This is a genomic window from Novosphingobium sp. BL-S-34 (assembly GCF_056857015.1).
On record NZ_CM166472.1, the window covers coordinates 2,778,351 to 2,803,535 of the forward strand.

At 66.3% G+C, this 25,185-nt stretch carries 22 protein-coding genes; 18 read left to right on the forward strand and 4 right to left on the reverse strand.

Going from position 1 to position 25,185, the window contains the following annotated elements:
- Nucleotides 1-4 precede the first annotated feature (4 nt).
- From cyoB to AC1VV3_RS13400, 17 genes are all read left to right on the forward strand, one after another.
- A complete protein-coding gene (cyoB, locus tag AC1VV3_RS13320) occupies nt 5-2,011 on the forward strand; it encodes a cytochrome o ubiquinol oxidase subunit I (RefSeq protein WP_132261655.1) in 2,007 nt (668 codons plus the stop codon).
- Between the two features lie 3 nt (nt 2,012-2,014).
- The gene (cyoC, locus tag AC1VV3_RS13325) at nt 2,015-2,653 is read left to right on the forward strand and encodes a cytochrome o ubiquinol oxidase subunit III (protein WP_132261656.1); all 639 of its coding nucleotides are present in this window, start codon (nt 2,015-2,017) and stop codon (nt 2,651-2,653) included.
- A complete protein-coding gene (gene cyoD / locus AC1VV3_RS13330; RefSeq protein WP_208324890.1) occupies nt 2,653-3,030 on the forward strand; it encodes a cytochrome o ubiquinol oxidase subunit IV in 378 nt (125 codons plus the stop codon). Before cyoC ends, cyoD begins: the two co-directional genes overlap by 1 nt.
- 22 nt (nt 3,031-3,052) lie before the next feature.
- Complete coding sequence (locus AC1VV3_RS13335; RefSeq protein ID WP_431568645.1) at nt 3,053-3,835, forward strand: SURF1 family protein; 783 nt, start codon at nt 3,053-3,055, stop codon at nt 3,833-3,835.
- Nucleotides 3,823-5,148 (forward strand): ATP-binding protein, encoded by a 1,326-nt coding sequence (locus AC1VV3_RS13340; protein ID WP_132261660.1) that lies wholly within the window; start codon nt 3,823-3,825, stop codon nt 5,146-5,148. Before AC1VV3_RS13335 ends, AC1VV3_RS13340 begins: the two co-directional genes overlap by 13 nt.
- Nucleotides 5,145-5,699 carry a response regulator transcription factor gene (locus AC1VV3_RS13345; protein WP_431568646.1) on the forward strand — a complete coding sequence of 185 codons (555 nt, stop codon included), beginning with the start codon at nt 5,145-5,147 and terminating at the stop codon, nt 5,697-5,699. Before AC1VV3_RS13340 ends, AC1VV3_RS13345 begins: the two co-directional genes overlap by 4 nt.
- 160 nt (nt 5,700-5,859) lie before the next feature.
- A complete protein-coding gene (locus AC1VV3_RS13350; RefSeq protein ID WP_243841118.1) occupies nt 5,860-6,795 on the forward strand; it encodes a LysR family transcriptional regulator in 936 nt (311 codons plus the stop codon).
- 111 nt (nt 6,796-6,906) lie between these two features.
- Nucleotides 6,907-8,139: an amidohydrolase family protein gene (locus AC1VV3_RS13355; RefSeq protein ID WP_431568647.1), complete on the forward strand. Its 1,233-nt coding sequence runs from the start codon at nt 6,907-6,909 to the stop codon at nt 8,137-8,139.
- Nucleotides 8,140-8,166: 27 nt separating this feature from the next.
- Nucleotides 8,167-9,690 (forward strand): bifunctional 3-(3-hydroxy-phenyl)propionate/3-hydroxycinnamic acid hydroxylase, encoded by a 1,524-nt coding sequence (locus AC1VV3_RS13360; protein ID WP_482961913.1) that lies wholly within the window; start codon nt 8,167-8,169, stop codon nt 9,688-9,690.
- A complete protein-coding gene (locus tag AC1VV3_RS13365) occupies nt 9,687-10,118 on the forward strand; it encodes a GlcG/HbpS family heme-binding protein (RefSeq protein ID WP_431568649.1) in 432 nt (143 codons plus the stop codon). Before AC1VV3_RS13360 ends, AC1VV3_RS13365 begins: the two co-directional genes overlap by 4 nt.
- Complete coding sequence (locus AC1VV3_RS13370) at nt 10,115-10,999, forward strand: VOC family protein (protein WP_431568650.1); 885 nt, start codon at nt 10,115-10,117, stop codon at nt 10,997-10,999. The genes AC1VV3_RS13365 and AC1VV3_RS13370 overlap by 4 nt, the downstream gene beginning before the upstream one ends.
- Nucleotides 11,000-11,046: 47 nt before the next feature.
- Nucleotides 11,047-11,880, forward strand: coding sequence for a fumarylacetoacetate hydrolase family protein (locus tag AC1VV3_RS13375; RefSeq protein ID WP_431568651.1), 834 nt, complete (start codon nt 11,047-11,049; stop codon nt 11,878-11,880).
- A 66-nt stretch (nt 11,881-11,946) separates the two neighbouring features.
- On the forward strand, nt 11,947-14,280 hold the full coding sequence (locus AC1VV3_RS13380; RefSeq protein ID WP_431568652.1) for a TonB-dependent receptor: 2,334 nt from the start codon (nt 11,947-11,949) through the stop codon (nt 14,278-14,280).
- Between the two features lie 79 nt (nt 14,281-14,359).
- Nucleotides 14,360-15,352, forward strand: a complete 993-nt coding sequence (locus AC1VV3_RS13385; RefSeq protein ID WP_431568653.1) for an MBL fold metallo-hydrolase — start codon at nt 14,360-14,362, stop codon at nt 15,350-15,352.
- Nucleotides 15,349-15,807, forward strand: a complete 459-nt coding sequence (locus tag AC1VV3_RS13390) for a hypothetical protein (protein WP_431568654.1) — start codon at nt 15,349-15,351, stop codon at nt 15,805-15,807. The genes AC1VV3_RS13385 and AC1VV3_RS13390 overlap by 4 nt, the downstream gene beginning before the upstream one ends.
- A complete protein-coding gene (locus tag AC1VV3_RS13395; RefSeq protein ID WP_431568655.1) occupies nt 15,804-16,673 on the forward strand; it encodes an alpha/beta hydrolase in 870 nt (289 codons plus the stop codon). Before AC1VV3_RS13390 ends, AC1VV3_RS13395 begins: the two co-directional genes overlap by 4 nt.
- Nucleotides 16,674-16,683: 10 nt before the next feature.
- A complete protein-coding gene (locus tag AC1VV3_RS13400) occupies nt 16,684-18,009 on the forward strand; it encodes a family 1 glycosylhydrolase (RefSeq protein WP_132261677.1) in 1,326 nt (441 codons plus the stop codon).
- A 246-nt stretch (nt 18,010-18,255) separates the two neighbouring features.
- On the opposite strand, the gene AC1VV3_RS13405 is transcribed toward AC1VV3_RS13400, so the two are convergent.
- Genes AC1VV3_RS13405 through AC1VV3_RS13420 form a run of 4 tightly spaced genes read right to left on the reverse strand, consistent with a single transcriptional unit; the run spans nt 18,256 to nt 22,887 of the window.
- A complete protein-coding gene (locus tag AC1VV3_RS13405) occupies nt 18,256-19,032 on the reverse strand; it encodes a DeoR/GlpR family DNA-binding transcription regulator (protein WP_431568656.1) in 777 nt (258 codons plus the stop codon).
- Nucleotides 19,005-20,309 carry an MFS transporter gene (locus AC1VV3_RS13410; protein ID WP_132261680.1) on the reverse strand — a complete coding sequence of 435 codons (1,305 nt, stop codon included), beginning with the start codon at nt 20,307-20,309 and terminating at the stop codon, nt 19,005-19,007. The genes AC1VV3_RS13405 and AC1VV3_RS13410 overlap by 28 nt, the downstream gene beginning before the upstream one ends.
- 2 nt (nt 20,310-20,311) lie before the next feature.
- Entirely contained in the window at nt 20,312-21,460 is a 1,149-nt protein-coding gene (lldD, locus tag AC1VV3_RS13415; RefSeq protein WP_132261682.1) for an FMN-dependent L-lactate dehydrogenase LldD, read from the reverse strand.
- Entirely contained in the window at nt 21,460-22,887 is a 1,428-nt protein-coding gene (locus tag AC1VV3_RS13420) for an FGGY-family carbohydrate kinase (protein ID WP_132261684.1), read from the reverse strand. The genes lldD and AC1VV3_RS13420 overlap by 1 nt, the downstream gene beginning before the upstream one ends.
- 134 nt (nt 22,888-23,021) lie before the next feature.
- Here AC1VV3_RS13420 and AC1VV3_RS13425 point away from each other — a divergent pair, with 134 nt between their 5' ends.
- Entirely contained in the window at nt 23,022-25,136 is a 2,115-nt protein-coding gene (locus AC1VV3_RS13425; protein ID WP_482961914.1) for a bifunctional rhamnulose-1-phosphate aldolase/short-chain dehydrogenase, read from the forward strand.
- Nucleotides 25,137-25,185 lie beyond the last annotated feature (49 nt).

Here is a 25,185-nt window from a genome sequence, read left to right on the forward strand (position 1 = left end):
AACAATGGAAGTTGTAGACCATTCGCACTGGAGCCCGCTATTGGGCCGCCTGTGGTGGGACGCCATGCCACAGGAACCGATCGTGCTCGCCACGTTCGTCGTCGTCGCCCTTGGCGGCGCGGCGCTGGTGGCGGCGCTGACCTACTTCAAGCTCTGGGGCTATCTCTGGAAGGAGTGGTTCACCAGCGTGGACCACAAGAAGATCGGCATCATGTACATGATTCTGGGTCTCATCATGTTCCTGCGCGGCTTCGCCGACGCGGTCATGATGCGCATCCAGCAGTCGATCGCCTTCAACGGCAACGAGGGCTACCTCAACGCCCATCACTACGACCAGATCTTCACCGCCCACGGCGTGATCATGATCTTCTTCGTGGCGATGCCTTTCGTCACCGGCCTGATGAACTACATCGTGCCGCTGCAGATCGGCGCGCGAGACGTCAGCTTCCCGTTCCTGAACAACTTCAGCTTCTGGATGACGACGGCAGGCGCCGTGCTGGTCATGGCCTCGCTGTTCATCGGTGAGTTCGCGCAGACCGGCTGGCTGGCCTATCCGCCGCTGTCCAACCTGGCCTACAGTCCGTGGGTCGGCGTAGACTACTATATATGGGCCTTGCAGATCGCCGGTGTCGGCACCTTGCTCTCGGGCGTCAACCTGATCGCGACCATCGTCAAGATGCGCGCGCCGGGCATGACCATGATGCGCATGCCGATCTTCACCTGGACCGCGCTCTGCACCAACATCCTGATCGTCGCCGCCTTCCCGGTGCTGACGGCCGTGATGACCATGCTCACCGTCGACCGCTACCTGGGCTTCAACTTCTTCACCAACGACTTCGGCGGCTCGCCGATGATGTACGTGAACCTGATCTGGATCTGGGGTCACCCGGAAGTCTACATCCTCATCCTGCCCCTGTTCGGCGTCTTCTCCGAAGTCACCGCCACCTTCAGCGGCAAGCGCCTGTTCGGCTACTCGTCGATGGTCTACGCGACGCTGGTCATCACCATCCTCTCGTACCTCGTCTGGCTGCACCACTTCTTCACGATGGGTTCGGGCGCGAGCGTCAACTCGTTCTTCGGCATCACCACGATGGTGATCTCGATCCCGACCGGCGCGAAGCTCTTCAACTGGCTGTTCACGATGTACCGTGGCCGCATCCGGTTCGACCTGCCCATGATGTGGACGGTGGCCTTCATGCTCACCTTCACCATCGGCGGCATGACCGGCGTGCTCCTCGCGGTGCCGCCTGCCGACTTCGTGCTCCATAACTCGCTGTTCCTGATCGCCCACTTCCACAACGTCATCATCGGCGGCGTGCTGTTCGGCATCTTCGCGGCGATCAACTTCTGGTGGCCCAAGGCCTTCGGTTTCCGCCTGAACGAATTCTGGGGCAAGGTCAGCTTCTGGCTCTGGGTCCCGGGCTTCTGGTTCGCCTTCATGCCGCTCTACATCCTCGGCCTGATGGGCGTGACCCGCCGCATGCGCGTGTTCGACGATCCGTCGATCCAGATCTTCTTCATCATCGCCGCCTTCGGCGCCCTGATGATTGCAGGCGGCATCGGTGCCATGCTCGTCCAGTTCGCCGTGTCGATCTGGAAGCGTGAGGAACTGAAGGACGAAACGGGCGATCCGTGGAACGGCCGTACCCTGGAATGGTCGACCTCGTCGCCGCCGCCGGAGTACAACTTCGCCTTCACGCCGATCGTCCACGACATCGACGCCTGGGAAGACATGAAGCGCTGCGGCGTGGAGCGTCCGACCACCGGCTACCGTCCGATCCACATGCCCAAGGGCACCGGAACGGGCCTGATCCTGGCCGGCCTGTCGACCGTCCTCGGCTTCGCGATGATCTGGTACATCTGGTGGCTCGCAGCCGTGTCGTTCCTGGGCGTGATCGGCTACGCGATCTTCCATACCTTCAACTACAAGCGCGATTACCACATCCCGGTCGAGACGGTCGAAGCGACCGAGGCCGCGCGTACGCGCCAGCTTGCAGCCGCAGGAGCCTGATCGATGACTGCGACTGCAATCAAGACGGAACTGTCCCAGCCGCAACTTCAGGCCGCCTTCTACGACCTGAACGAGCACGACCATCCCGAAGGCGGCAGCACCATGCTGGGCTTCTGGATGTACCTGATGAGCGACTGCCTCATCTTCGCGATGCTGTTCGCCGCTTACGGTGTGCTCGGCGGCAGCTTCGCGGCAGGGCCGGGACCGAAGGACCTGTTCGAACTGCCGCTGGTGGCGGTGAACACGGCGATGCTGCTGTTCTCCTCGATCACCTACGGCTTCGCCATGCTCGCCATGGAAAAGGACAAGAAGGGCGCGACGCAGCTCTGGCTGCTCGTGACCGCCGTGTTCGGCGCCTCGTTCCTCGCGATCGAACTCTACGAATTCGCCAACCTCATCCATGAGGGCGCGACGCCGATGCGCTCGGGCTTCCTCACCGCGTTCTTCTCGCTGGTGGGCACGCACGGCCTTCACGTCACGTTCGGCCTGGTCTGGCTGTTCACGCTGGTCGTCCAGATCGGCAAGAAGGGCCTGATCCCGGCCAACAAGCGCCGCCTGATGTGCCTTTCGCTGTTCTGGCACTTCCTCGACGTGATCTGGATCGGCGTCTTCACCTTTGTCTATCTCATGGGAATGCTGTGATGAGCGACCACGTTCACCCCAACCACCATCTCGACGACGATCACGGCAGCCACGGTTCGCTCCGCGACTATGTGATCGGCTTCATCCTCTCGGTCATCCTCACCGCCATTCCGTTCTGGCTGGTGATGACCGGCGCGATCGCCGACAAGTCGACCACGGCATTGGTCATCATGGCTTTCGCCGCGGTGCAGATCGTGGTCCACATGATCTACTTCCTGCACATGAACACGAAGGCCGAGAACGGCTGGACGGTCATGGCGCTGATCTTCACGATCGTCATTCTCGTGATCACGCTTTCCGGCTCGCTTTGGGTGATGTACCACCTGAACCACAACATGATGCCGATGACCGCCCACGACATGGGCCAGTTGCCCTGACTCTCGTCGTGATCGAGGCGAAATGAACGATACCAACCTGACCGAAGCAATGCGGACAGTAACGGATCAAGCGGAAGCGCGGCGGCCCTGGGGGCTCGCCGCGTTTCTGTTGCTGGCATTCGCGATGTTCGCGGCGCTCGGCGTGTGGCAGGTGCAGCGCATGCACTGGAAACACGCGCTGATCGCCCGTGTCGAGGCCCGCGTCCACGCGGCCCCGGTCGCGGTTCCTGACGATGCGCGCTTGAACGACGCCGGCGCGACCGGCGAGGGCACGCGCGATCTCGATTACCTGCGGGTGAGGATTTCCGGCAGCTACGAGGCGGGGGCAACCTCGCTCGTGCGGGCGGCCACCGAACTCGGCACCGGCTACTGGACCATGACGCCGATCAGGACCGCCGAAGGTCGGCAGGTCTGGATCAACCGCGGCTTCGTGCCCGCCGGTACCCGGCGAGAGGCCGCTGCGGCCACGACCCCGCCGGGCCCCGTCGAAGTGACCGGCCTGCTTCGCCCCACCGAGCCGGGCGGCAGCGTGCTCCAGTCCAACCAGCCCGCCGCCGACCGCTGGTATTCGCGCGATGTGAAGGCGCTGGCGCTGGTGCGCGGGATCGGCGCGGTCGCACCGGCCTTCATCGACGCGCAAGTCGAGCAGGCCGCCCCGGTGGAGGGCCTGCGCCCGGTGCCCGGTCTCACCCAGGTCCACTTCCCCGACAGCCACCTGAGCTATGCGCTGACGTGGTTCGCCATGGCGGCCATGTCGGTCATGGCGCTGATCTTCGTCTGGCGGCGCGGGCGATGGACCGCCTGATAGAGCTGTTCGCCCCGCACGGACTGCCCGGAGGATCGGCCAGCCGCGCCAATGTCGTGCTGCTTACCCAGCTTCGCTGGACGGCGGTCTTCGGCCAGCTGGCGACGATCGTGATCGTGTCGCAAGGGCTGGGGGTCAAGCTGGAGCTGGCGCCGCTGCTGCTGGCGCCGCTGCTGCTGATCGTGGTCAATCTCGCGTCTGCCAGCGTGGTGCTGCGGCGGCGGGACTTCACGCAAGGCGAGCTGTTCTCGGCGCTGATGGTGGACGTGATCGCGCTCTGCTGGCAGCTTTACCACAGCGGCGGCGCGACCAATCCCTTCACTTTCCTGTTCCTGCTCCAGATCGTGATCGCCGCGGTGATCCTCGACTTGCGCTGGAGTTCGCTGGTCGCGATCAACGCCTGCCTCTGCATGCTGCTGCTGACCTATTTCTACGTGCCGCTGCAATTGCCCGAGCGCTACGCCCAGCATCCCTTCGAACTCTACATCTACGGCAGCCTGTTCTGTTTCGTGCTGGCTGCGGTGCTGCTGATCGTCTTCGTGGCGCGGCTGGACTTCACGCGGCGCGAGAGCGACGCCAAGATCGCCGCGCTGCGCCAGCAGGCGGTGGAGGAAGACCATATCATCCGCATGGGCCTGCTCGCATCGGGCGCGGCGCATGAACTGGGCACGCCGCTGTCGTCGATCTCGGTGATCCTGGGCGACTGGGCGCGCCAGCCGGGCATTGCCGACGATCCCGACATGGCAGCCGACCTCGCCGACGTGCGCCGCGAATTGGCGCGCTGCAAGAACATCGTCAGCGGCATCCTGATGTCGGCCGGCGAGATCCGCGGCATCGACCCGGCCGTCACGACCCTGCGCGGCTTCCTGGGCGAGATCGTGGAGGAATGGCGTGCCCGCATGCCCGGCGAACTGCGCTTCATCGACCGCATCGAGGAAGACCGCTCGATCGTGTCCGATCCCGGCCTGCGGCAGGTGATCGGCAACGTGATCGACAATGCCGTGGAAGTCTCGCCCGGCCTCGTCGTGATCGAGGCGCGGGTGGACCATGGCGGGCTGGTCCTGACCGTCAGCGATCGTGGACCCGGCTTCGCGCCCGACATGCTGCCGCGGGTCGGCCAGCCTTATGCCTCGACCAAGGGGCGCGACGGCGGGGGGCTGGGGCTGTTCCTGGTCGTCAACGTGATCCGCAAGCTCGGCGGCAAGGTTGCGGTCGACAATCTCGCCGATGGCGGGGCAAGGGTGCAACTTGCGATTCCCCTTGCTACACTGGCCTACGAGCCCAGGAAGGGCGAGGACACAGCCGGGGCATGATGACGGAAACAGTTGCGAACGAGCCCGGCGGTGCCAGCTTGCTGATCGTCGAGGACGATCCCACTTTCGCGCGCACCTTGCGCCGTTCCTTCGAGCGGCGCGGCTACCGCGTCAGTTCGGCGGGCAGCCCGGACGAGGCCGAGACGCTGAGCGTGGACGAAGTCTTCGACTATGCCGTGGTCGATCTCAAGCTCGGGGCATCCTCGGGGCTGGCCGTGGTGCAGTCTCTCCACGCCCGCTCGCCGGGAACCCGCATCGTCGTGCTGACAGGCTATGCCTCGATCGCGACCGCGGTGGAGGCGATCAAGCTCGGCGCCTCGCACTATCTGGCCAAGCCTTCGAACACCGACGACATCGAGGCCGCCTTCACCAGCGGCGAGGGCGATGCGAGTGTGCCGGTCGACGGCCGGCGCAGTTCGATCAAGACGCTGGAGTGGGAATATATCCACCGCACCCTCGTCGAATGCGAATTCAACATCTCCGAGGCCGCCCGCCGCCTCGGCCTCCATCGCCGCACGCTCGCGCGCAAGCTGGAAAAGCGGCAGATCTAGGACGCGGCGATCGCGTCGCGGAACCGGGCTCGCCGTCCCGGCCCCTTTCAGGTTCCGTTTCTCGACAGCAGCAGCAATCCGTTCGGCGGGGGGGCGGCCAGGAGAGCGGCGAAGTCGAAGTCGCCGCAAGGTCCAGCAGGGCCGACGAGAGGAACACTGAATGACGGACGAACCCGCTTCCTCCCTGCCGCTGGCGCGCATGCCGGCCATAGATCCCCGCGCCCTGATGACCTTTCGCATCGTCTGCGAGACCGGCTCGATCAGTGCCGCCGCGCGGATGCTGAACCTTTCGCAGCCCTCCGTCTCCAACACCATCGCCCTGCTGGAGCGGCGGCTCGGCGTCGTCCTGTTCGAGCGGCGGCGCGGCGGCATCGTGCTTACCCGGGAGGGGGAAGTGCTGCGCCGCCCGGCAGAGGCCATGGCGCGGTTGCTGTCCGACGCGGTGAGCGATGTCGAGCATGCGCGCCACCGCATAGCCGGTCCGCTGCGGATCGGCGGCACGCCCGGCGCGCTGCTCACGCTGCTGCCCGGCGCGATCCTGCGCGTCGAGCAGGCCGTAGGCGACTTTGCGCTGAGCGCGGTGGAGCGGCCCGATGAGCAATTGCTGGACATGCTGCGCAAGGGTGAGATCGAACTGGCCTTCGTCACCACCCGCATCCAGAACGTGCCTTCCGATGTCGAGGAAGTGACCTCTGCCCGCGATCCCTTCGCGCTCATCGTCGGTCCGCGCCATGCGGACCTGGGTGACAGCGTGTCCCTGCGCGATGTCGAGCATTATCCCTGGGTCCTGCCCGAGGCGCGCGGCGCCTTTCGCCGGCAGGTCGACGCGCTGTTCATCGCCGCGGGCGTCTCGGTGCCGCGCACCACGATCCGCTGCGATTCGCTGCTCACCACCCGCGCGATCGTGCGCGAGACGGACCGGGTCACGGTGCTTCCGCGCACGGTGGCGCTCGACGGCGCATCCGACGGATCGATCCGGGCCATCGCCATCAAGGAAGCCGTGTTCGAACGCAGCGTCGGCGTGCTGCGCCTCGCCCGGCGGAGGCTCTCTCCTTTGGCGGAAGCCATGCTGAAGGCCTTGCCCGTCGTTCCATAGTTTGCACCTATGGCAAATAGAAAACTCATTATTTTACTTGAGGGCCAATAGGGGGCAAAACCTCTCTCAAGCCGGCAACCGGCCGAACGACAAAGCGCGGGAGAGAGAGCGATGCGGACCCTGATCCGCCAGGTTTCCATTTTCGACGGCACCGGCTCCGCGCCGCAGGCCGGTGCGGTGCTGATCGAGGGCGAGCGCATCCAGCGCGTGGCCCTTGGCGCAGACGCGCTGGCGGGGGAAGAGGCCGACACCGTAATCGATGGCCACGGCATGACGCTGATGCCCGGCCTGGTCGACTCCCACACGCACCTCACCTGGGGGTCGTCGGTCGAGAAGATCTATCACCAGTTCATCCTCCCGGCCGACGAGTTGAAAGTCGCTGCCTGGCGCAATGCGCGGGTGCTGCTGGACCACGGCTTCACCTCGATCTACTCGGCCGGCGCGCTGGGCGACATGATCGAGCCGGAACTGGCGCAGGCCATCGCCGCCGGCGAGACGCCCGGGCCGCGCATGGTGCCCTCCACCCTCGAACGCAGCCCGGAAGGCGACGAAGGCGTCGACACCGGCGACGTGTTCAACGGGCGCGGGCCCGAGGCGATGCGCAATTTCGTGGCTTACTGCAAGGACGAGGGCGTCCAATCGATCAAGCTGGTCGTCTCCGGAGAGGACGCGCTCAAGCCGAATTCGGCGATGGATGTGCTCTACACCCGCGAGGAATTGGAAGCCGCCGGAGAGGCCGCGCGCGAGGCCGGCCTGTGGATCGCAGCGCATACCTATTCCCCCGAGGCCATCGGCCTCGCGCTCGATGCCGGCGCGCGCGTGCTCTACCACTGCTCCTTCGCGGATGACGCCACCGTCGATCGCATGGCGGCGGACAACGACAAGTTCTTCTACGCACCCGGTCCCGGCGTCTCCATCGCCGCGATCGAGGCCAATCCGCCGCCGCATGTCGACATGACGCACATGAAGGCCAGCGCCAACGTCCGCATGGGCCTGGAAGGCAAGCTGGTGCCCGAACTCAAGGCACGCGGCGTGCGCATCCTGACCGGCGGCGACTATGGCTTCCCGTTCAATCCGCATGGCCGCAACGCCCGCGATCTGGAGCACTTCGTCCAGCATTACGGCTTCACGCCTGCCGAGGCGCTGCGCTCCGCCACCCAGTATGGCGGCGAGCTGATGGGGCTTGAGGTCGGGCTGGTGAAGGAAGGCTGGCTGGCCGACCTGCTGCTGGTCGACGGCGATCCCACGGCGGACGTCGCGATCCTGCAGGACAAGGACCGGCTGAAGATGATCATGAAGGGCGGGGTGCTCCATAAGGCGCCTGCCGAGATCGAACCGAGCTGAAGACCAGGTTTATTAAGGGCTTACAAGATGTCGTACGACGTGGTTGTCGTAGGCTGCGGCCCTGTGGGCGCGCTGGCTGCGAACCTTCTCGGCCTGAAAGGGCTCAACGTGCTGGTTCTCGAACGGGAACTGGAACACTATCCGCTGCCGCGCGCGGTCCATCTCGATCATGAGATGATGCGCCTGTTCCAGTCGGCCGGGGTGATCGATCGGGTGGAAGGCGACATGATCGCCACCGACGGCCACCTGCATGTTGGCGCCGACCACGGGGTGATCCGCTACATGGGCACCGTGGGCAAGCCGCGCCCGTTTGGCTGGGCCAACGACTACTTCTTCTACCAGCCCGAACTCGAAGCGCACTTGCGCGAAGGCTTTGCAGGCAGGGACAACGTCGAACTCGTGCTCGGCGCGACGTTCCTCGGCCTGACGCAGGACGAGAGCGGCGTTACCGTCGACTATAGCGAGGACGGTGAAACGCGCAGGACCTCCGCCCGCTGGGTGATTGCCTGCGACGGCGCCCGCAGTTCGGTCCGCAAGGCGCTGGGCGTCGGACTGGACGATCTCGATTTCGAGGAGCCCTGGCTCGTCGTCGATGCCGAGGTCGAAGGCCCGGTCTCCTTCCCGCCGCTCTCCGGCGTGCCCGAGGGGGCCGACCTCCAGCGCCTCTCGGTGATGATGTGCGATCCCTCGCGCCCCGCCACCGTGGTTCCCGGCCGCCGCGATCATCGCCGGTGGGAGTTCATGCTGCTTCCCGGTGAAGACGATGTCGCGATGTCGGCACCGGATAAGGTGGCCGAACTCGTCGGTGCGTGGATGGCCGATGTGCCGCACAGGATCGTGCGCGCCGCGACTTATCGTTTCCACGGCCTGGTCGCGCACCAGTGGCAGGTCGGGAACGTGTTCCTGGCCGGTGACGCCGCGCACCAGACGCCGCCGTTCTTCGGGCAGGGCATGTGCCATGGCCTGCGCGATGTCGCCAATCTGGCGTGGAAGATGGACGCAGTGGCCAACCAAGGCGCCGACGCTGCGGTGCTCGACAGCTACCAGCCCGAGCGCGACCCGCATGTCCGTGCGGTGATCGGTGCCGCCGTTGCCGCCGGGCGCTACATCTGCGAACTCGATCCCGCCGAGGCCGCCGCGCGCGATGCCCGCATCCGCGAGGAAGCGCGGCAGAAGTCCGGCGAGACCGCGCATGACCTGATCCCGGCGATTGCCGAAGGCGTGGTCCTGCCCGGCACGACCGGCGCAGGTGCGCGCTTCGTGCAGCCGGTGCTCACCGATGGCCGCAAGCTCGACGACCTGACCGGCGGCGACTGGCGCCTGTTCGTCCGCGACGATGCGGTGCCGGGACAAGCCGAGGGCGTGACCCGCATCGCCGCCAGCACCCTGCCGGACAATGGCGCGGTGACCGCATGGCTGGATGAACACGGCGTCGATGCTGTGCTGATCCGCCCTGACCATTACGTCTTCGGAACCGCCAGCCACAGCGCCGAAGACCTGCTTGCCGCCCGCGCGGCGCAGCTTTTCAGCCATCAGGAGCTTGCCGCATGACTCTCACGCTGGCTCAGGCCCAGACCATCGTTACCGCCACGCTTGCCGAGGCACGCGCCCGCGGTGCCAAGCAACTCGCGGTGATCGTGCTCGACGCCGGCGCCCACCCGGTCGCTTTCGCGCGCGAGGACGGGGCGAGCCTCTTCCGTTTCGACATTGCCAAAGCCAAGGCCGAAGGCGCCGTTGGCATGGATGCGGATACCGCCGTCCTGGCCGAGCGGGCCAAGGGCAATCCGGTGTTCTTTCAAAGCGTCACCGCTGCCGTCGGCGGCCGCATCGCGTTCTCCCCGGGTGGGGTGGTGATCCGCGATGCCGCCGGCACTTTGATCGGCGCCGTCGGCGTCAGCGGTGACACCGGCGAGTGTGATGCCGACTGCGCCCGCGCCGGCATCCGCGCGGCAGGGCTCTCTCAGGAGACCGAAGCATGAAACTGCGCAGCATCGAACTGGCGCTGCCCGACCCGGCTGCCGCCGCCGCGTTCATGACCGAAATCTGGGGCATGGCTGCTGCGGAAGCTGAAGGCGATACGCAGTACCTGCGCGGCTCCGGGCCGTTTCCCTACCTCGTGGCGTTCGAGAAGTCGGAGGACGAATTCGTCCGCTCCACCACGTTCGTCTGCACCGCCGAGGAACTGGAAGCCCTGAAAGCCCGCGTCGCTGCCGCCGGATGGACGGCGAGCCCGACCACGAGCGACGATCTCGGCGGCGGGCAGGGTGTGCTGGTCGAACTGCCCGAAGGCACGATCCTGCGCTTCCTCGTCGATGCTACCGAAGTCGAACCGATCGCCGGGCGCGATCTGCCGGTGAAGCTCACCCATGTCGTGTTCAATGCCGCCGATGCCGAAGCCTGCGGCGATGCGGTGGAGGATGTGCTGGGCTTCCGCGTGTCCGACCGCACCAAGGGCATGGTCTTCGTGCGCTGCAACGACAGCCACCACTCCACCGCCTTCGCCCGCGCCGGTTTCGCCTCGCTCAACCACGTCGCTTTCGAGATGGAAGACATGGACGCGGTGATGCGCGGGATCGGCCGCTTGCGTGACCATGCGCTGGTGCCTGCCTGGGGCCCCGGCCGCCACGGGCCTGGCGCCAATGTCTACGCCTACTTCATCGCCCCGTTCGGCCCGGTGATCGAATTCTCGACCGCCGTGGAGAAAGTGCCGGAAGACTACAAGGTCGGCGCGCCGGACGACTGGACCTGGCCCGCGGGTCGCATCGACCAGTGGGGCGTGTCCGACAAGGATTTCGATGGCCTTCGCCGCGCCGAGGAACGCTTCCGCTTCCGCCGCGACTGGGAAGCCGCACCGCTCTGACCATTTGACCGCCGCCGCGCGAGACGCGGGGGCAGGGGAGACTACGCATGAACCGTTACATCAGCTTCGAACGTCCCGATGGCAGCAAGAGCTTCGGCCGCCTCGAAGGGGACAAGGTGATCGATCTCGGCGCATCCGGTGCGGACGCATGGCTGAAGGACGTGCTGGCAGGCGACCTTGCCGCGCTGCCCGCGACGGGCGAGTTCGCCACCGATGCGGTGAAGCTGTTGCCGGTCGTGCCGAACCCCGAAAAGATCCTCTGCGTCGGCCTCAACTACGCCAGCCACGTTGCCGAAACCGGCCGCGAGCAGAAGGAACACCCGGCGATCTTCACCCGCTGGGCCGACAGCTTGATCGCCGATGGCGAGCCCATGGTCCGCCCGCCCGAAAGCGAACGCTTCGACTACGAGGGCGAACTGGCGGTCGTGATCGGCAAGGGCGGCCGCCGCATCGCGCCCGAGAACGCATGGGAGCACGTTGCCGGTTTCGCGCCGTTCAATGATGGCTCGATCCGTGATTGGCAGCGCCACAACATCCAGTTCACGCCGGGCAAGACCTGGCCCGGCACCGGCGGCTTCGGCCCTTCGATGGTGGCCGCTTCGGACGTGGAAGACCTGGCCTCGCAGCGCGTGCAGACCCGCGTGAACGGCGAACTGGTGCAGGACCAGCCGGTCTCCGACATGATCTGGGATATCCCCACGGTCATCGCCTATTGCTCGACTTTCACCGACCTCAAGCCCGGCGATGTGATCGCCACCGGCACCCCGGGCGGCGTCGGCGACAAGCGCAAGCCCCCGCTCTACCTCAAGGCCGGCGACACGGTCGAAGTGTCCGTGGGCGTGATCGGCACCCTTTCCAACCCCGTCATCGACGAGACCTGACGGGTCGCATCCATAAAATCGGCCATAAAAACCGGCTATAAACAATCAGTTTGGGGAGAGACCAATATGAACACCATCAGCAAGTTCAGCCTGCTTTCCGGCATCGCCCTGGGCGCCGTCAGCGTTTCCGCCCAGGCCCAGGAGACCCCTCAGGCCGCCGCGCCTCAGGCAGCCGAGGCCCCGCAGGTTTCCGGCACCGACATCATCGTCACCGCCTCCCGCCGCGCCGAGCGTCTCCAGGACGTGCCGATCGCGGTCTCCGCCATCTCCGGCGCCCAGCTCACCGAGAGCGGTTTCCAGAAGCTGACCGATATCCAGTACCAGTTCTCCGGCGTGCAGTTCGGATCCTCGCCCAACGATTCCGGCTTCCGCCTGCGCGGCGTAGGCTCGGCCGGCGGCTTCTCCAGCTCGTCCGAGCAGAACGTCGGCACCGTGGTCGACAACGTCGTCATTCCCTTCGGCAACCCGATCAACAGCCTTGGCGACCTGGAGCGCGTCGAAGTGCTGAAGGGGCCGCAAGGCACCCAGTTCGGCAAGAACGCCTCGTCCGGCGTCATCAACATCACCACCAAGAAGCCCGATCCCTCGCATTTCTTCGGCAAGGCCTTCCTGAGCTATGCCCAGCTGAACGAAGTCAACGCCAATGCCAGCGTCAACGTGCCGGTATCCCAGAATTCGGCGCTTGCCGTGTTCGGCTTCTACCGCCGCAACGACGGCTTCCTCAAGAACGTCTACCGGGACGAGACCTGGGGCGGCGAGGAAAGCTACGGCGGCCGCGCCAAGTTCCTCTATGAGCCCACGGACGATTTCTCGATCTACCTGATCGGCGACTATTCGAAAATCAGCCGCAAGGGCCCGGGCCAGCTCTGGACGCTTAATCGCCTGCCCAGCTTCGCCAATCCGCTGATGGCCGCGCGCTTCGGTAACCTCACCGCGCTCGGCGTGACGGCAGGCTTCGACAACACCAAGTCGGTGGAGGACTACGCCGGGTACAGCTCGGAGCAGAACTTCGGCGGGTCGATGGAGATCAACTACGCGCTTGGCGATTACAACCTGACCTCGATCACCGCCTATCGCCGCCTCGACGAAGGCCCGCAGGTCTTCTCGATCGACGGTTCGAGCGTTCCGGTCTTCACCGCGCAGCAGACCGGCACGGACCAGTCGTTCCTCTCGCAGGAACTGCGCATCAGTTCGCCGAGCGGCAGCCAACTCGAATTCACTTCGGGCGTCTATGCCTCGCGGCGCAAGGTGGGTGACGACAACGACTTCAACCGTGCCCAGCTTCGTCCCGCCAACCCGTTCCAGAGCTTCATCGTCAACATCTCCGGCGGGCAGGGCAACACCCAGACGCGCTCGGATTCGCTGGCCGGCTTCTTCGACGGCAAGTTCCACGTCTCCGACCAGTTCAGCCTGATCGGCGGTCTGCGCTATCAGTACGACTGGGTGAAGGCGTCCTACTTCTCGATCATCGATCCCAACTTCGCGCCGGCTACGCCTGCTGCCGACGGTTCCGGCTTCGTGACGCCCTATACGCCCACTTCGCTCCAGACCGGCAGCACCAAGAAGGGTTCGTGGTCGGGCCGTGGCGGTGCCGAGTTCAAGATCACGCCCGATGTCATGCTGTTCGGCACCATCGCGCGCGGTTACCTCGGCCCGACGGTGACCTTCACCGGCCTGACCGGCACGCGCACCAACGTGAAGCCGCAGACCGTCCGCGACATCACCGTGGGCATCAAGTCGCAGCTGTTCGACCGCGCGGTGACCTTCAACGCCAACCTGTTCTACGACAAGTACAAGAACCTCCAGACCTCGGTGTTCAACGGCGTGGAATTCGTTACCGAGAACGCCGGTGGCTTCACCGCCAAGGGCTTCGAGATCGACGCCTCCTGGCGCGTCACCCCGGTGCTCTCGTTCAGCGGCGGCTTCACGTATTCGGACACCAAGTTCACCGACTACGTGACTGCCTGCCCCGAGGACGTGAAGGCCGGATATTCCTGCTTCCTGGCAGCCGACGGCGTCACCAGCCTGGTCCAGGCCAAGGGCGAGCCGCTGTCGGGCGCGCCGAAGTACAGCGCCACGCTGGGCGCGGACGTGAAGCTGCCGATCAACGACAGCCTCCAGTTCGATACCTCGGCCAATATCTACTATCGCAGCCGCGTGCAGTACGCGGTGGCCAATGCCTATGCCTATCAGGACGGCTACGGCACGATCGGCCTGAGCATGGGGATCGGCCATCCGGACGGCAACTGGCGGGTCGGCGCCTTCGTGCGCAACCTGCTCGACCAACGCTTCCACGCCTCGGTCATCCACCTGCCGTTCGCGGACTCGGGGGCTTACGTGAACTGGCTCACCCGCGAAGGCCGTCGCACGATCGGCGTCCAGGCCGAAACGAAGTTCTGATCGTATCCGGCCGGGGTCCGCAAGGCCCCGGCCCAATTCATCGAGGCGCCCTCAAGAGGCGGCCAACAGAGGGGTGATGATGCAGGTTCAACGCGCAATGACGTCGCTGGCGCTTACGGTAGCGGCGATGTCCGCCGTTCCCGCGCTGGCGGCCACGACCTGCCCGGCGCTGCGCTGGACGACGCTGGGAACGGCCGGCGGTCCGGTGCCTACGGCCGAGCGCTCGGAACCGGCCAATCTCCTAACCATCGGTGATCGCCGGATGCTTGTCGACACGGGCGACGGCACGGTGGACCAGCTCGCCCGGATCGGGCTCGACCTTGGCGCCATCGACACGGTATTCATCAGCCACAATCATCTCGACCATACCGGCGGCCTCGCCGCCGTGATCGGCCTGCGCTGGATGAACCAGTTTCCCGGCGTCCTGACCGTCTACGGCCCGGCGGGTACGCGGGCGGTGGTGGAAGGCATCGTCGCCTCGCTGGCGACACCGGGCAGCATCGGCTTCGGTCTCGGCACACCGCCGCCGCGCCCGGCGGACTCGGTACGTGTGATCGAACTGGCGGGTGGTCAGGCACTCGACCTCGGGCAGGGCGTGAGCGTGAAGACCGCCGCCAACAGTCACTTCGACCATGACGGCAAGCCGGATGCGGCCAACGTCTCGCTCAGCTACCGTTTCGCGCTGGGCACCCGCAGCATTACCTATACCGGCGACACCGGCCCAAGCGCTGCCGTTACTGCGCTGGCCAAGGGCAGCGACATGTTCGTGACCGAGATCATCGCCCTCGACGCTCTGCTTGGTGAAATCCGCCAGCGCCGCAAGGACGCCTCGCCCGAGATGCTGGCCGGCATGGAGCGCCACCTTTCCACCCATCACCTTAAGCCTGAAGCGATCGGCGAGATCGCCGCCGACGCAGGTGTGGGCAGGGTGGTGCTGACTCACTTCGCGGTCCCGCCGGGGCCATTGCCGCAGTTCGAACCCGCCATCCGCTCCGGAATCGCCGCGCGCTATGCCGGGACGGTCGATCTCGCGCGCGATCTCCAGAGCTTCGATCTCGGATGCCGGCCATGAACATCGCCGCCCGGCTGCGGCGTGAGCAAGTGACCAGCGGCGCGATCAATCTGGTCCTGAGCGCGGTGTTCTTCTTCGGCGTTTTCGGCTTTGCGAACCGCCCGCTGCATTTCGCTGCGCCCAACAATTTCGCGCTGGATTTCCCGCCGCAGGCCGCGGCCATCGCCCTGATGTCCTCGTTGGTGCCGCTGCTGGTGGTTTCGGCCAGTCTTCGCAAGACCGGAGTGCGCACGGGTAGCCGCGGCTTCATCGCGCGGACCGTTCTCACCGTCGTGCTGGCGGGCCTGGCGAGCGCTGCGGTTCTCGCCGCGATCGGTCTTTTCGGGCCGTGGCGCGAGATCGGCTGGTCAGTCGCGCTCGTGCTCAAGCTGGTCTATGGAACCGGGCTGGGCGTGGCCGGAACGACTTACTCGCTGACCCGCCTGTTCGCGCATCGAGGGAGTGAAGTGGCATGACCGCTCGTGAAACGGGACGCGCCATCGTCGCGATGGGTACGAAGCTGGGTCCCGATGTCGTTGCGGCGTGCCGGGGTCTGTTCCAGGCCGAGCAGCAGGTGCTCGCCGCCGAGATCGCGCCGGTCGCGCTCGACTGCGCCTATGGTCCCGATCCCCGCAACCGCCTCGATCTCTATGGCCAGGGAGGCGATCCCCGTCCGGTGGTGCTGTTCGTTCATGGCGGGGGCTTCCTCGTTGGCGACAAAGGTGGACAAGCGGGCGCCGGCGAAAGCGGTTGGACCAATGCCCATGTCGGGCGCTGGGCGGCCGCGAACGGGCTGATCGGCGCGGTGATGAACTACCGCCTCGCGCCTGCGCACATGTGGCCTTCGGGCGCGGAGGACGTGAGCCTTGCGGTCGATTGGCTGCGCGCGAACGTGGCCGGGCATGGCGGCGATCCGGACCGGATCTTCCTGCTCGGCACGTCGGCGGGCGCGGTCCATGTCTCGGCCTTTCTGAAAGCGCGCGAGGATCACGGCAAGCTGGTGCGCGGGGCCGCGCTGCTTTCGGGGCTCTATGGGTTCACACCGCTGGATGAGCGCGACATGCTCTATTACGGCCCGCAGGATTGCTACGACTTGCGCATGCCGATGGGCGCGGTGATGGCGACCAGCCTGCCGCTCATGGTCGCCTGCGCGGAGTTCGACCCGCCGCGCTTCCAGGCCGAATGGGCCAGCCTCCTGCAAGCCCGCCTCGGCCGCCACGGCCATCTGCCGCGCGCGCACTACGCCTCCGGGCACAACCACTATTCGATGGCCATGCATCTCGGCACGTCCGACCGCCGGCTGTCCGACGAACTGCTTTCCTTCTTCGCCGACCATTCCTGAGGGGCATCCGATGACCAAGATTGCGAATCTCGACCGCCGAAGCCTGCTCGCCGCTGGAGCACTTGCCGCCGCCGCGCCGGTCATGGCACGCGCCGCCGCGAAGCGTCCAGACCCGGCCTTCCCCAAGGGCTTCCTCTGGGGCGCGGCCACCGCGCCGCACCAGATCGAAGGCAACAATGTGGCGTCCGACCTCTGGTTCGTCGAAAACCAGAAGCCGACCATCTTCGCGGAGCCTTCGGGCGACGCCGTGAACAGCCTGGAACTCTGGGCGACCGATCTGGATATCGTGAAGTCGCTGGGCCTCACCTCCTACCGCTTCGGCGTGGAATGGGCGCGGATCGAACCGGAGAAGGGCCTGTTCTCGCAGGCCATGCTCGATCACTACAAGCGGATCGTCGAAGGCTGCCACGCCCGCGGCCTGGCCCCGCTGGTGACTTTCAACCACTTCACCGCGCCGCGCTGGTTCAGCGCGCAGGGCGGCTGGAGCAACCCGGAATCCGCCCAGCTCTTCGGCCGTTACTGCGACAAGGTGGCTCGCGCGATCGGTGCCGATATCGCCATGGCCATGACGCTGAACGAGCCGAATATCCTGCTCATCCTCAAGAACATCCTGCCCCCGCCGGTATGGGACATGCAGCGCCAGACTCTGGAGGCCGCCACCAAGCGGCTCGGCGTCGAGCGTTTCCTCTGCGCCAATGTCGCCGGGCGCGAGGACGTGGATGTCATCGTCCGGGGCCAGATGGCCGGGCACAAGGCCGCCCGCGCCGCGATCAAGGCCGTGCGCGGCGATCTGCCGGTGGGCTTCACGCTCTCGGTGCTGGACGACCAGGCTTCCGGCAAGAACTCGATGCGCGACAAGGTCCGCGCCGAGCTTTACGGCGACTGGCTGGAGATCGCCAAGGGCGACGACTTCATCGGCGTGCAGAACTACGAACGCGCGGTCTGGAACGACAAGGGCCGCCTGCCCGCGCCGGATAGCGCCGATCGCAACTGGTCCGGCACCGAAGTCTGGGCGCCGTCTCTGGCGGGCGCGGTGCGCTATGTCCACGCCGCGACCAAGGTTCCGGTGCTGGTTTCCGAACACGGCGTCGGCACCGAGGACGATACGCTGCGCGCGCGCTTCATTCCAGCGGCGCTCGAAGGGCTGAAGCAGGCGATGGACGACGGCGTGCCGGTGCTTGGCTACATGCACTGGTCGCTGCTGGACAATTACGAGTGGATCTTCGGCTACAAGCCGCGCTTCGGCCTGTGCAGCGTGGATCGCACCACGTTCGCCCGCACGCCCAAGCCGAGCGCTGCGGTGCTGGGCGGGATTGCGAAGCGGAATTCACTTTGAACGCCTGCACTTCGTAATTGGGAGCGCAGCGAAGCAATCCAGGGCGGCTTGGCGCGGCTCTGGATTGCCGCGTCGGCTTCGCCTCCTCGCAATGACGAGGAACATGGCATGCTGCCCTATCGGGCTGGCGTGCCATTCCCGTCAGGAGACCATCGAACGCGGCGCCGCCCGCAAAGGTAAGCCGCGCACCAAGCCCGCCAAATTCTGAGGTCCTGGGGGATCATCCCCCAGGCCTTCTTCCTGCCTTCAGGCGATAATCAACTTAACCCCGAGATCCCGCAGCCGATCCGCCATGTCCTGCGGAATCCCTTCATCGGTGACGATGGTATCCACTTCGTCCAACCCGCAGACGATCGCGCCCGACGATGAGCGGAACTTCGAGCTGTCGACGAGGAGCACGACTTCCTCCGCACGGTCCATGAACCGGCGCTCGGCGGCGACCAGGATCACGTCCTGTTGCATCACCCCCTGCGGGCCAACCGCCGCCGCGCCCATGAACAGCTTGGGCGCGTGGAAGCGCGGCATCGAGTCTTCGCCCGCCGGGGCCAGGACGATGTTCTGCTCGCGAAACACCGTGCCCGAGGGCAGCAGCACGCGCGTTCCCGTCTGGGGGAGCAGGGCGTGGACGATGTGCAGCGAGTTGGTGAGCACCTGCATGTCCAGCCCGTCGAGATAGGGGCACATCTGGAGCGTGGTGGTGCCCCCGTCGATCATGATCCCCTCGCTCGGCCGGCAGAGCCTGGCCGCGGCGCGGCCGATGGCCTGCTTGGCGGGCAGGTGCTGGGTGATGGACTGCTCGAAAGGCGTGCCCGCCAGACCCAGGGGGTTTTCCGGCTTGTCGTCTTCCGGCAGCTTGGCGCCGCCATGGACGCGCTGGATGCGGCCGGATTCCTCCAGCCGCGTCAGGTCGCGCCGGATCGTTGCGGGCGAGGCGTCGAGCTGGGCTTCGAGAGCGCGATAGCTCACGAAGCCCGTGTCGGCGACGGCCTCCAGTATCAGGCGTTCGCGTTCCTCGGCGTGCATGCGACTTGTGCTTCCTTCTGGGGAGCCAGGCCGGGATTGGCCTGTTCCGCTTCGAGCTGTTCCAGCGACTTGCCTTCGTTGCGGGGCGCCCAGAGTGCGCCGATGATCCCGCTGATGACAAGGAAGCCGGTAAGAATCCAGGCCAGGTTCGTAAAGCCCGTGGCATTGAGCATGGGCACGAAGAAGCTGAACACGCCCAGCGAGATACGCACGATGGCGAAGCAGACGCCCTGCGCGGTGGAGCGCAGCATCGTCGGGAACATCTCCGAGCTCCAGAGCTGGAAGAAGCTCTGCGCGCCGAAGCCGCCGCCGAACTGGAGCAGGAACACATAGAGCAGGGCGACCGGGATCGTCAGCGGCAGGATGGCCAGGAGCATCATGCCCGCGATCTGGATCACGGCCGAGATGATGAACAGCGTGCGCTGGTTCACCTTGTCCGACAGGCGCATGAACACGAACGTGACCGAGATCATGGCGACGAAGAACGAGACCGCCTGGATGGCGACGCTCTGCGCCTGGGTGGCCGCGCCCATGGTGCGCAGGATGTAGGGGAAGAAGAAGCCGTTGGTGCCGGCCCAGAGGTTCCAGAACCCGTACATGCCCACGAGGCCGAGGATCGAGGTGAGATACTTGCCCTTGAACAGCGAGGAGAAGGGCGGGCGCTTCACGTCCGATTTCTGCGCCTCCACCCAGCGCTCCGATTCCTTCATCTTCGAGCGCAGCAGGGTGAGGCCCAGCGCGATCACCACGAGGTGCGCGAAGACGATCCGCGCGCCGAGGACGCCGAGCGAGGTTAGCGCCAGGCTCATCAGCAGGACCACGACCGGGCCGAGATACCACAGCGCCTGCGCCACGCCGGAATGCTTGCCGCGCTTGTTGTCCGGCGCCTGCTCCGCGATCAGCGACCAGCTGGCGGGAATGTCCGCGCCCACGGCCAGGCCGACGATCAGGAAGCCGACGACGATCATCCAGGGCGCCACCGCGAAGACCAGCATCGACATGCCGAGCGCGTAGATCAGCATGTCCCACTGGTAGATCTTCTTGCGGCCCAGCTTGTCGCAGAGCCAGCCCCCGATCAGCGCGCCCACGCCCGCGCCGATGGCGTTGGGGCCAAAGGCGGCGATCAGGCCGACGAAGTCGTTGGAGAGGTGATAGCTCTCCTGCCACAGCGCGAGCGCGGCGGAGCCGGCGACGATCGAGCCGGCGTCGATATAGTTGGCAAGGCCGGCGAGTATGGTGTTGCGCCAGTTGTCCTCTTGCTCTGCGGTTTCCGTCATTGTCAGGTCCCTCCCGCCAGGATCGTTCTGTCGATCTCTGCGATTTTCGTCGTGCCGGTGAGCGCCATGGCGACGCGCATCTCGGCCTCGATCAATTTGAGCATCTTGGTGACGCCCGCCTCGCCCCCTGCGGCGAGCGCCCAGGCCCAGGCACGGCCGAGCAGCACGCCCTTGGCGCCGAGCGCGAGCATGCGCACCACGTCGAGGCCGGAGCGGATGCCGCCGTCGGCCAGCACGGTCATGCGGTCTCCCACGGCGTCGGCGATGGGCGGCAGGGCGCGGGCGCTGGAGAGCACGCCGTCGAGCTGGCGGCCGCCGTGGTTGGAAACGACCAGGCCGTCAGCGCCAAGCGCGGCGGCTTCCTTCGCATCCTCGGGGTCGAGAATGCCCTTGATGACCAGCGGCCCCTTCCATTCCGAGCGGATGAAATCGAGATCGCGCCAGTTGATCGAGGGGTCGAAGTTGTTCCGCATCCAGGCGAAGAAGTCCTCGATGCCGGTCCGTCCCTGAAGCACCGGGGCGACATTGCCGAGCGTGTGCGGGCGGCCGTGGATGCCGACGTCCCAGGCCCATGCGGGCCGCGCGGCCGCCTGCGCGAAGCGCCAGGCCGCGCCTTTCAGGCCGCCGGTTCCGGCCAGGCCGGTGTGATAGTCGCGGTAGCGGCTGCCGGGCACCGGCATGTCGACGGTGAAGACCAGGGTGGAGCAGCCCGCCTCGACTGCTTTCGCCAGCAGGTCCTTCATGAAGGCGCGGTCGCGGATCATGTAGAGCTGGAACCAGAAGGGCTTGGCCGCCGCCGATGCCACTTCGCCGATGGTGCAGGCGCCCACGGTGGAAAGCGTGAAGGGAATGCCCGCCTTGTCCGCCGCGCGCACCGCCTGACACTCGCCGCGCCGGGCGTTGAGGCCGGCAAGGCCGATCGGCGCGAGCGCGACGGGCAGGGCCAGCTTCTGGCCGAACAGCTCGGTCGAGAGGTCGAGCTGCGACACGTCGCGCAGCACCCGCTGGCGCAGGGCGAGGTCGGCGAGGTCGGAGACGTTCCGCCGCAAGGTGGCTTCGGCATAGGAGCCGCCGTCGATATATTCGAACAGGAAGCGCGGCAGGCGGCGGCGGGCGGCCTCGCGGAAATCGGGGATCGAGGCGGTGATCATCAGGCAAGCTCTCGCATATGCGCGCGCCATTTCGCGCGGTAGGCGGCAAGATCGCCTTCGAGCGGCGCGACCCGGCGCAGGCCGCCTTGCGCCTGCAGCAGCGGATTGATGAGCCGCAGGGCGCCGAACGACACGTCGTTATGAGCGTTGGCCACATAGACTTCGGTGTCGGGGCGCAGTGCCGCCAGCGCGCGTACGAAGACTTCGGCATCGGCGAAGCGGCCCTCGATCAGCAGCCGCTCCTTCGAGCCGATCAGGTCGAGCGAAGTATCCGCCACCATCGCGGCATAGAGACAGATCGCGGCGCGGCGGGCGTACCAGGTTCCCGCCCATTCCTCGGGCTTGTCGACCCATTCGGCGGTGCCGTGAGGGAAGGGTCCGAAGCCCGGCGCCAGAGTGGGCATCATCATCGTGCCGCGCGCGAGCAGGCCGGGCACGGCCTCCATGAGCCGGGGCTGGTCGGGGCGGATGTCGACGCGGCGGGTGTCGATCTGGATGATCGATTCGATCTCGCGCCCGCCCATGAAGCGCGCGGAAGGCACCGGCCAGCCATAGGCGTCGACATTGACCAGGGTGTCGCGCGCCTCGGGCAGCGCGGCGATCGAGAACGTCTCGGCAGCGAGGCGCATGGCGATGAACCAGGTGCCGGTGGAGAGAATCGTGGCTTCCTGCCGTGCAATCTCGGCGAAACCGCGGGCGGCGAGCAGGGCGGCGTTCGAATCGTGCAGGCCCGCGAGCACTTGTGCCGTGGCGGGCAGGCCGGTTTCGGCGGCGATATCGGCGCGGAGAGTGCCCACCACGTCGCTCGCCTTGACGACCGGCGCGAAGCGTTCGGCCCAGCCGAACCGTTCGGACATGGGCGAGAACCGGGCATCGGCGGGGCACCAGAGGTCGGTGTGGCAGCCCAGGCTGGTCACTTCGCTGGCGGTGCGGCCGGTGAGGAACCAGGCCCAGTACTGCGCCCAGGGCACCAGCGTGGCGCGGGCCATTTCCTCGGGGAACCGGCGCGACATCCAGTAGACCTGGGTGCCCAGATTGAGACCGTCGGGCAGGGCGGGCGAGCCGGTGAGAGTGAACGCGTCACGCTCGCGGCGGTAGTCCGCCATCACGTCTTCGGGGATGGCCTGTTCGTAGTCGAGCGGGGGGAACAGCAGGCCCCCATTGCCATCGGCGCCGTCCAGCGCCGCGAAGCCTGCGCCGTGCGCCACGGGAATGATCGCCTCCACCGGATGGCCCGACCAGCCGCGCAGCGTGGCGCGCAGCCATTGGCCGATACCCTCGACATCGAGAACGCGCAGACCGTCCTGCTCGCAGGCGGCGTTGGGGCGCACCTGACGGTCGAGCATGCGGCCGCCCCGCGTCCACAGCGTCAGCTTGCTGAGGGTCTTGCCGATATCGACGACGATGAATGTACCCGTACCCGTCATGGCTCTCCAACCATCCTCAATCCCGAATGCGTTCTGACCAATTATGATTGACTTTGGTGATCGAACGTGATCGTTTTGTAGCGAAACAGATTGCTCATGCAAGCACGAATTGGTAGAGGATGACTATGGATACCATGACCGCTTCCCGCCCGGCTGCGATGCCGCCCGCGATACCTTTTGCCGTTCCGACCAGCCGCTGGGACGACTCGGTGGCGGCGACGCTTTCGCCCGAGCAATTGCTGCTCTACCGCTCCAACCTGCTCGGTTCCGACCTTACCGTCACCAACTTCGGCGGCGGCAACACTTCGGCCAAGCTGACCGAAATCGACCCGCTGACCGGCGGCGAGGTGGAAGTGCTGTGGGTCAAGGGTTCGGGCGGCGACATCGGTTCGATGAAGCTCGACGGTTTCGCCACGCTCTACCAGGAAAAGCTGCTCGGCCTCGAAGCGCACTATGCCGGGCCTGAAGACGACGACAAGATGGTCGGCTACCTGCCGCATTGCACGTTCAACCTCAACGGCCGCGCTGCCTCGATCGACACGCCGCTGCACTCGCTGCTGCCTTTCGCGCATGTCGATCACGTTCACCCGGATGCGATCATCGCGCTGGCCGCCAGCTCGGGCGGCGAAGCGGCCACCCAGGCGATCTGGGGCGGCAAGATCGGCTGGCTGGGCTGGAAGCGTCCGGGCTACACGCTCGGCGTTCAGCTGCGTGACTACGTGGCCGCCAATCCGGGCGTGGAGGGTGTCATGCTCGCCGGCCACGGCATCATCTGCTGGGCCGACAGCGCCAAGTCCTGTTACGAGCACACCGTCGAACTGATCGCCGATGCCGCGAAGTACCTCAATGCCAAGCTCGGCGAAAAGCCGGCCTTCGGCGGCAGCGCCTACGGCACTTCCGAAGGCCGCGCCGCCATTGCCGCCGATCTCATGCCGCGCCTGCGCGGATTGATGACCGGCGCACGCCGCAAGGTCGGCCATTTCTCGGACGATGCCGAGGCGCTGGAATTCGTGAACTCGGTGGAGTTCGAACGTCTCGCCGGGCTGGGCACTTCGTGCCCCGATCACTTCCTGCGCACCAAGATCGCTCCCCTGACCCTCGACCCTTCGCGTCTTCAGGACCAGGACTATCTGGCTCAGAAGATTGCCGATTATCGCGACATGTATGCGGCTTATTACGAGCGCTGCAAGCGTGGGAACTCGCCCGCCATGCGCGATGCCAACCCGGTGGTCGTGCTGGTGCCGGGCGTCGGCCGCATGACTTTCGCCACGGACAAGACCACGGCGCGCCTCGCCGGGGAATTCTACGGCAACGCCATCAACGTGATGCGCGGCGCCGAGGCCATCGGCGACTATATCGCGCTGGACGAGCAGGAAGCGTTCGACATCGAATACTGGCTGCTTGAGGAAGCCAAGCTGCAGCGCATGCCCGCGCCCAAGCCGCTGGTCGGCCGCGTGGCGCTCGTCACCGGCGGTGCCGGCGGCATCGGTGCCGCCACGGCGGCGCGGCTGATGGCGGACGGCGCCTGCGTGCTGCTGGCGGACCGCGACGCCGATGCCGTTGAGGAAGTACGCGCCGGTTTCGCGAAGCAGTTCGGAAAGGACGTGGTCCGCGCCGCCGTCTGCGACGTGACTGACGAAGCGCAAGTCTCCGACGCCTTCGCCGTCGCCGCGCGCGAATTCGGCGGGCTCGACATTCTCGTCGCCAATGCCGGCATCGCTTCCTCGGCCCCGATCGAGGAAACCACGATCGAGCTGTGGAACCGCAACTATGACGTGCTGGCGCAGGGCTACTTCCTCACCAGCCGCGCTGCCTGGCCGCTGCTGAAGGGCATGAAGGAGCAGGGCGGTACCTCGGTCGTCTTCATCGGATCGAAGAACGGCGTGGCGGCGGCCACCAATGCCTCGGCTTATGCTTCGGCCAAGGCGGCGGCGAACCATCTTGCGCGCTGCCTCGCTCTGGAAGGCGCGCCGCATGGTATCCGCGTCAACGTCGTCAACCCCGATGCCGTCATCAAGGGCAGCAAGATCTGGGACGGCGACTGGCGCAAGGAACGCGCGGGCGCTCACGGCATCGACACCGGCAAGGAACTGGAAGAGCACTACCGCAACCGCTCGATGCTGAAGCGCGACGTGCTGCCTTCGGACATTGCCGAAGCCGTCTATTTCCTCGCGGGAGACCAGTCGGCGAAATCGACCGGCAACATGATCAATGTCGATGCGGGTAACGCGCAGGCGTTCACGCGCTAAGAGATATGTATCGGGGGAAGGCGCGAACCGGCGCGTTCCCCCGCACGGG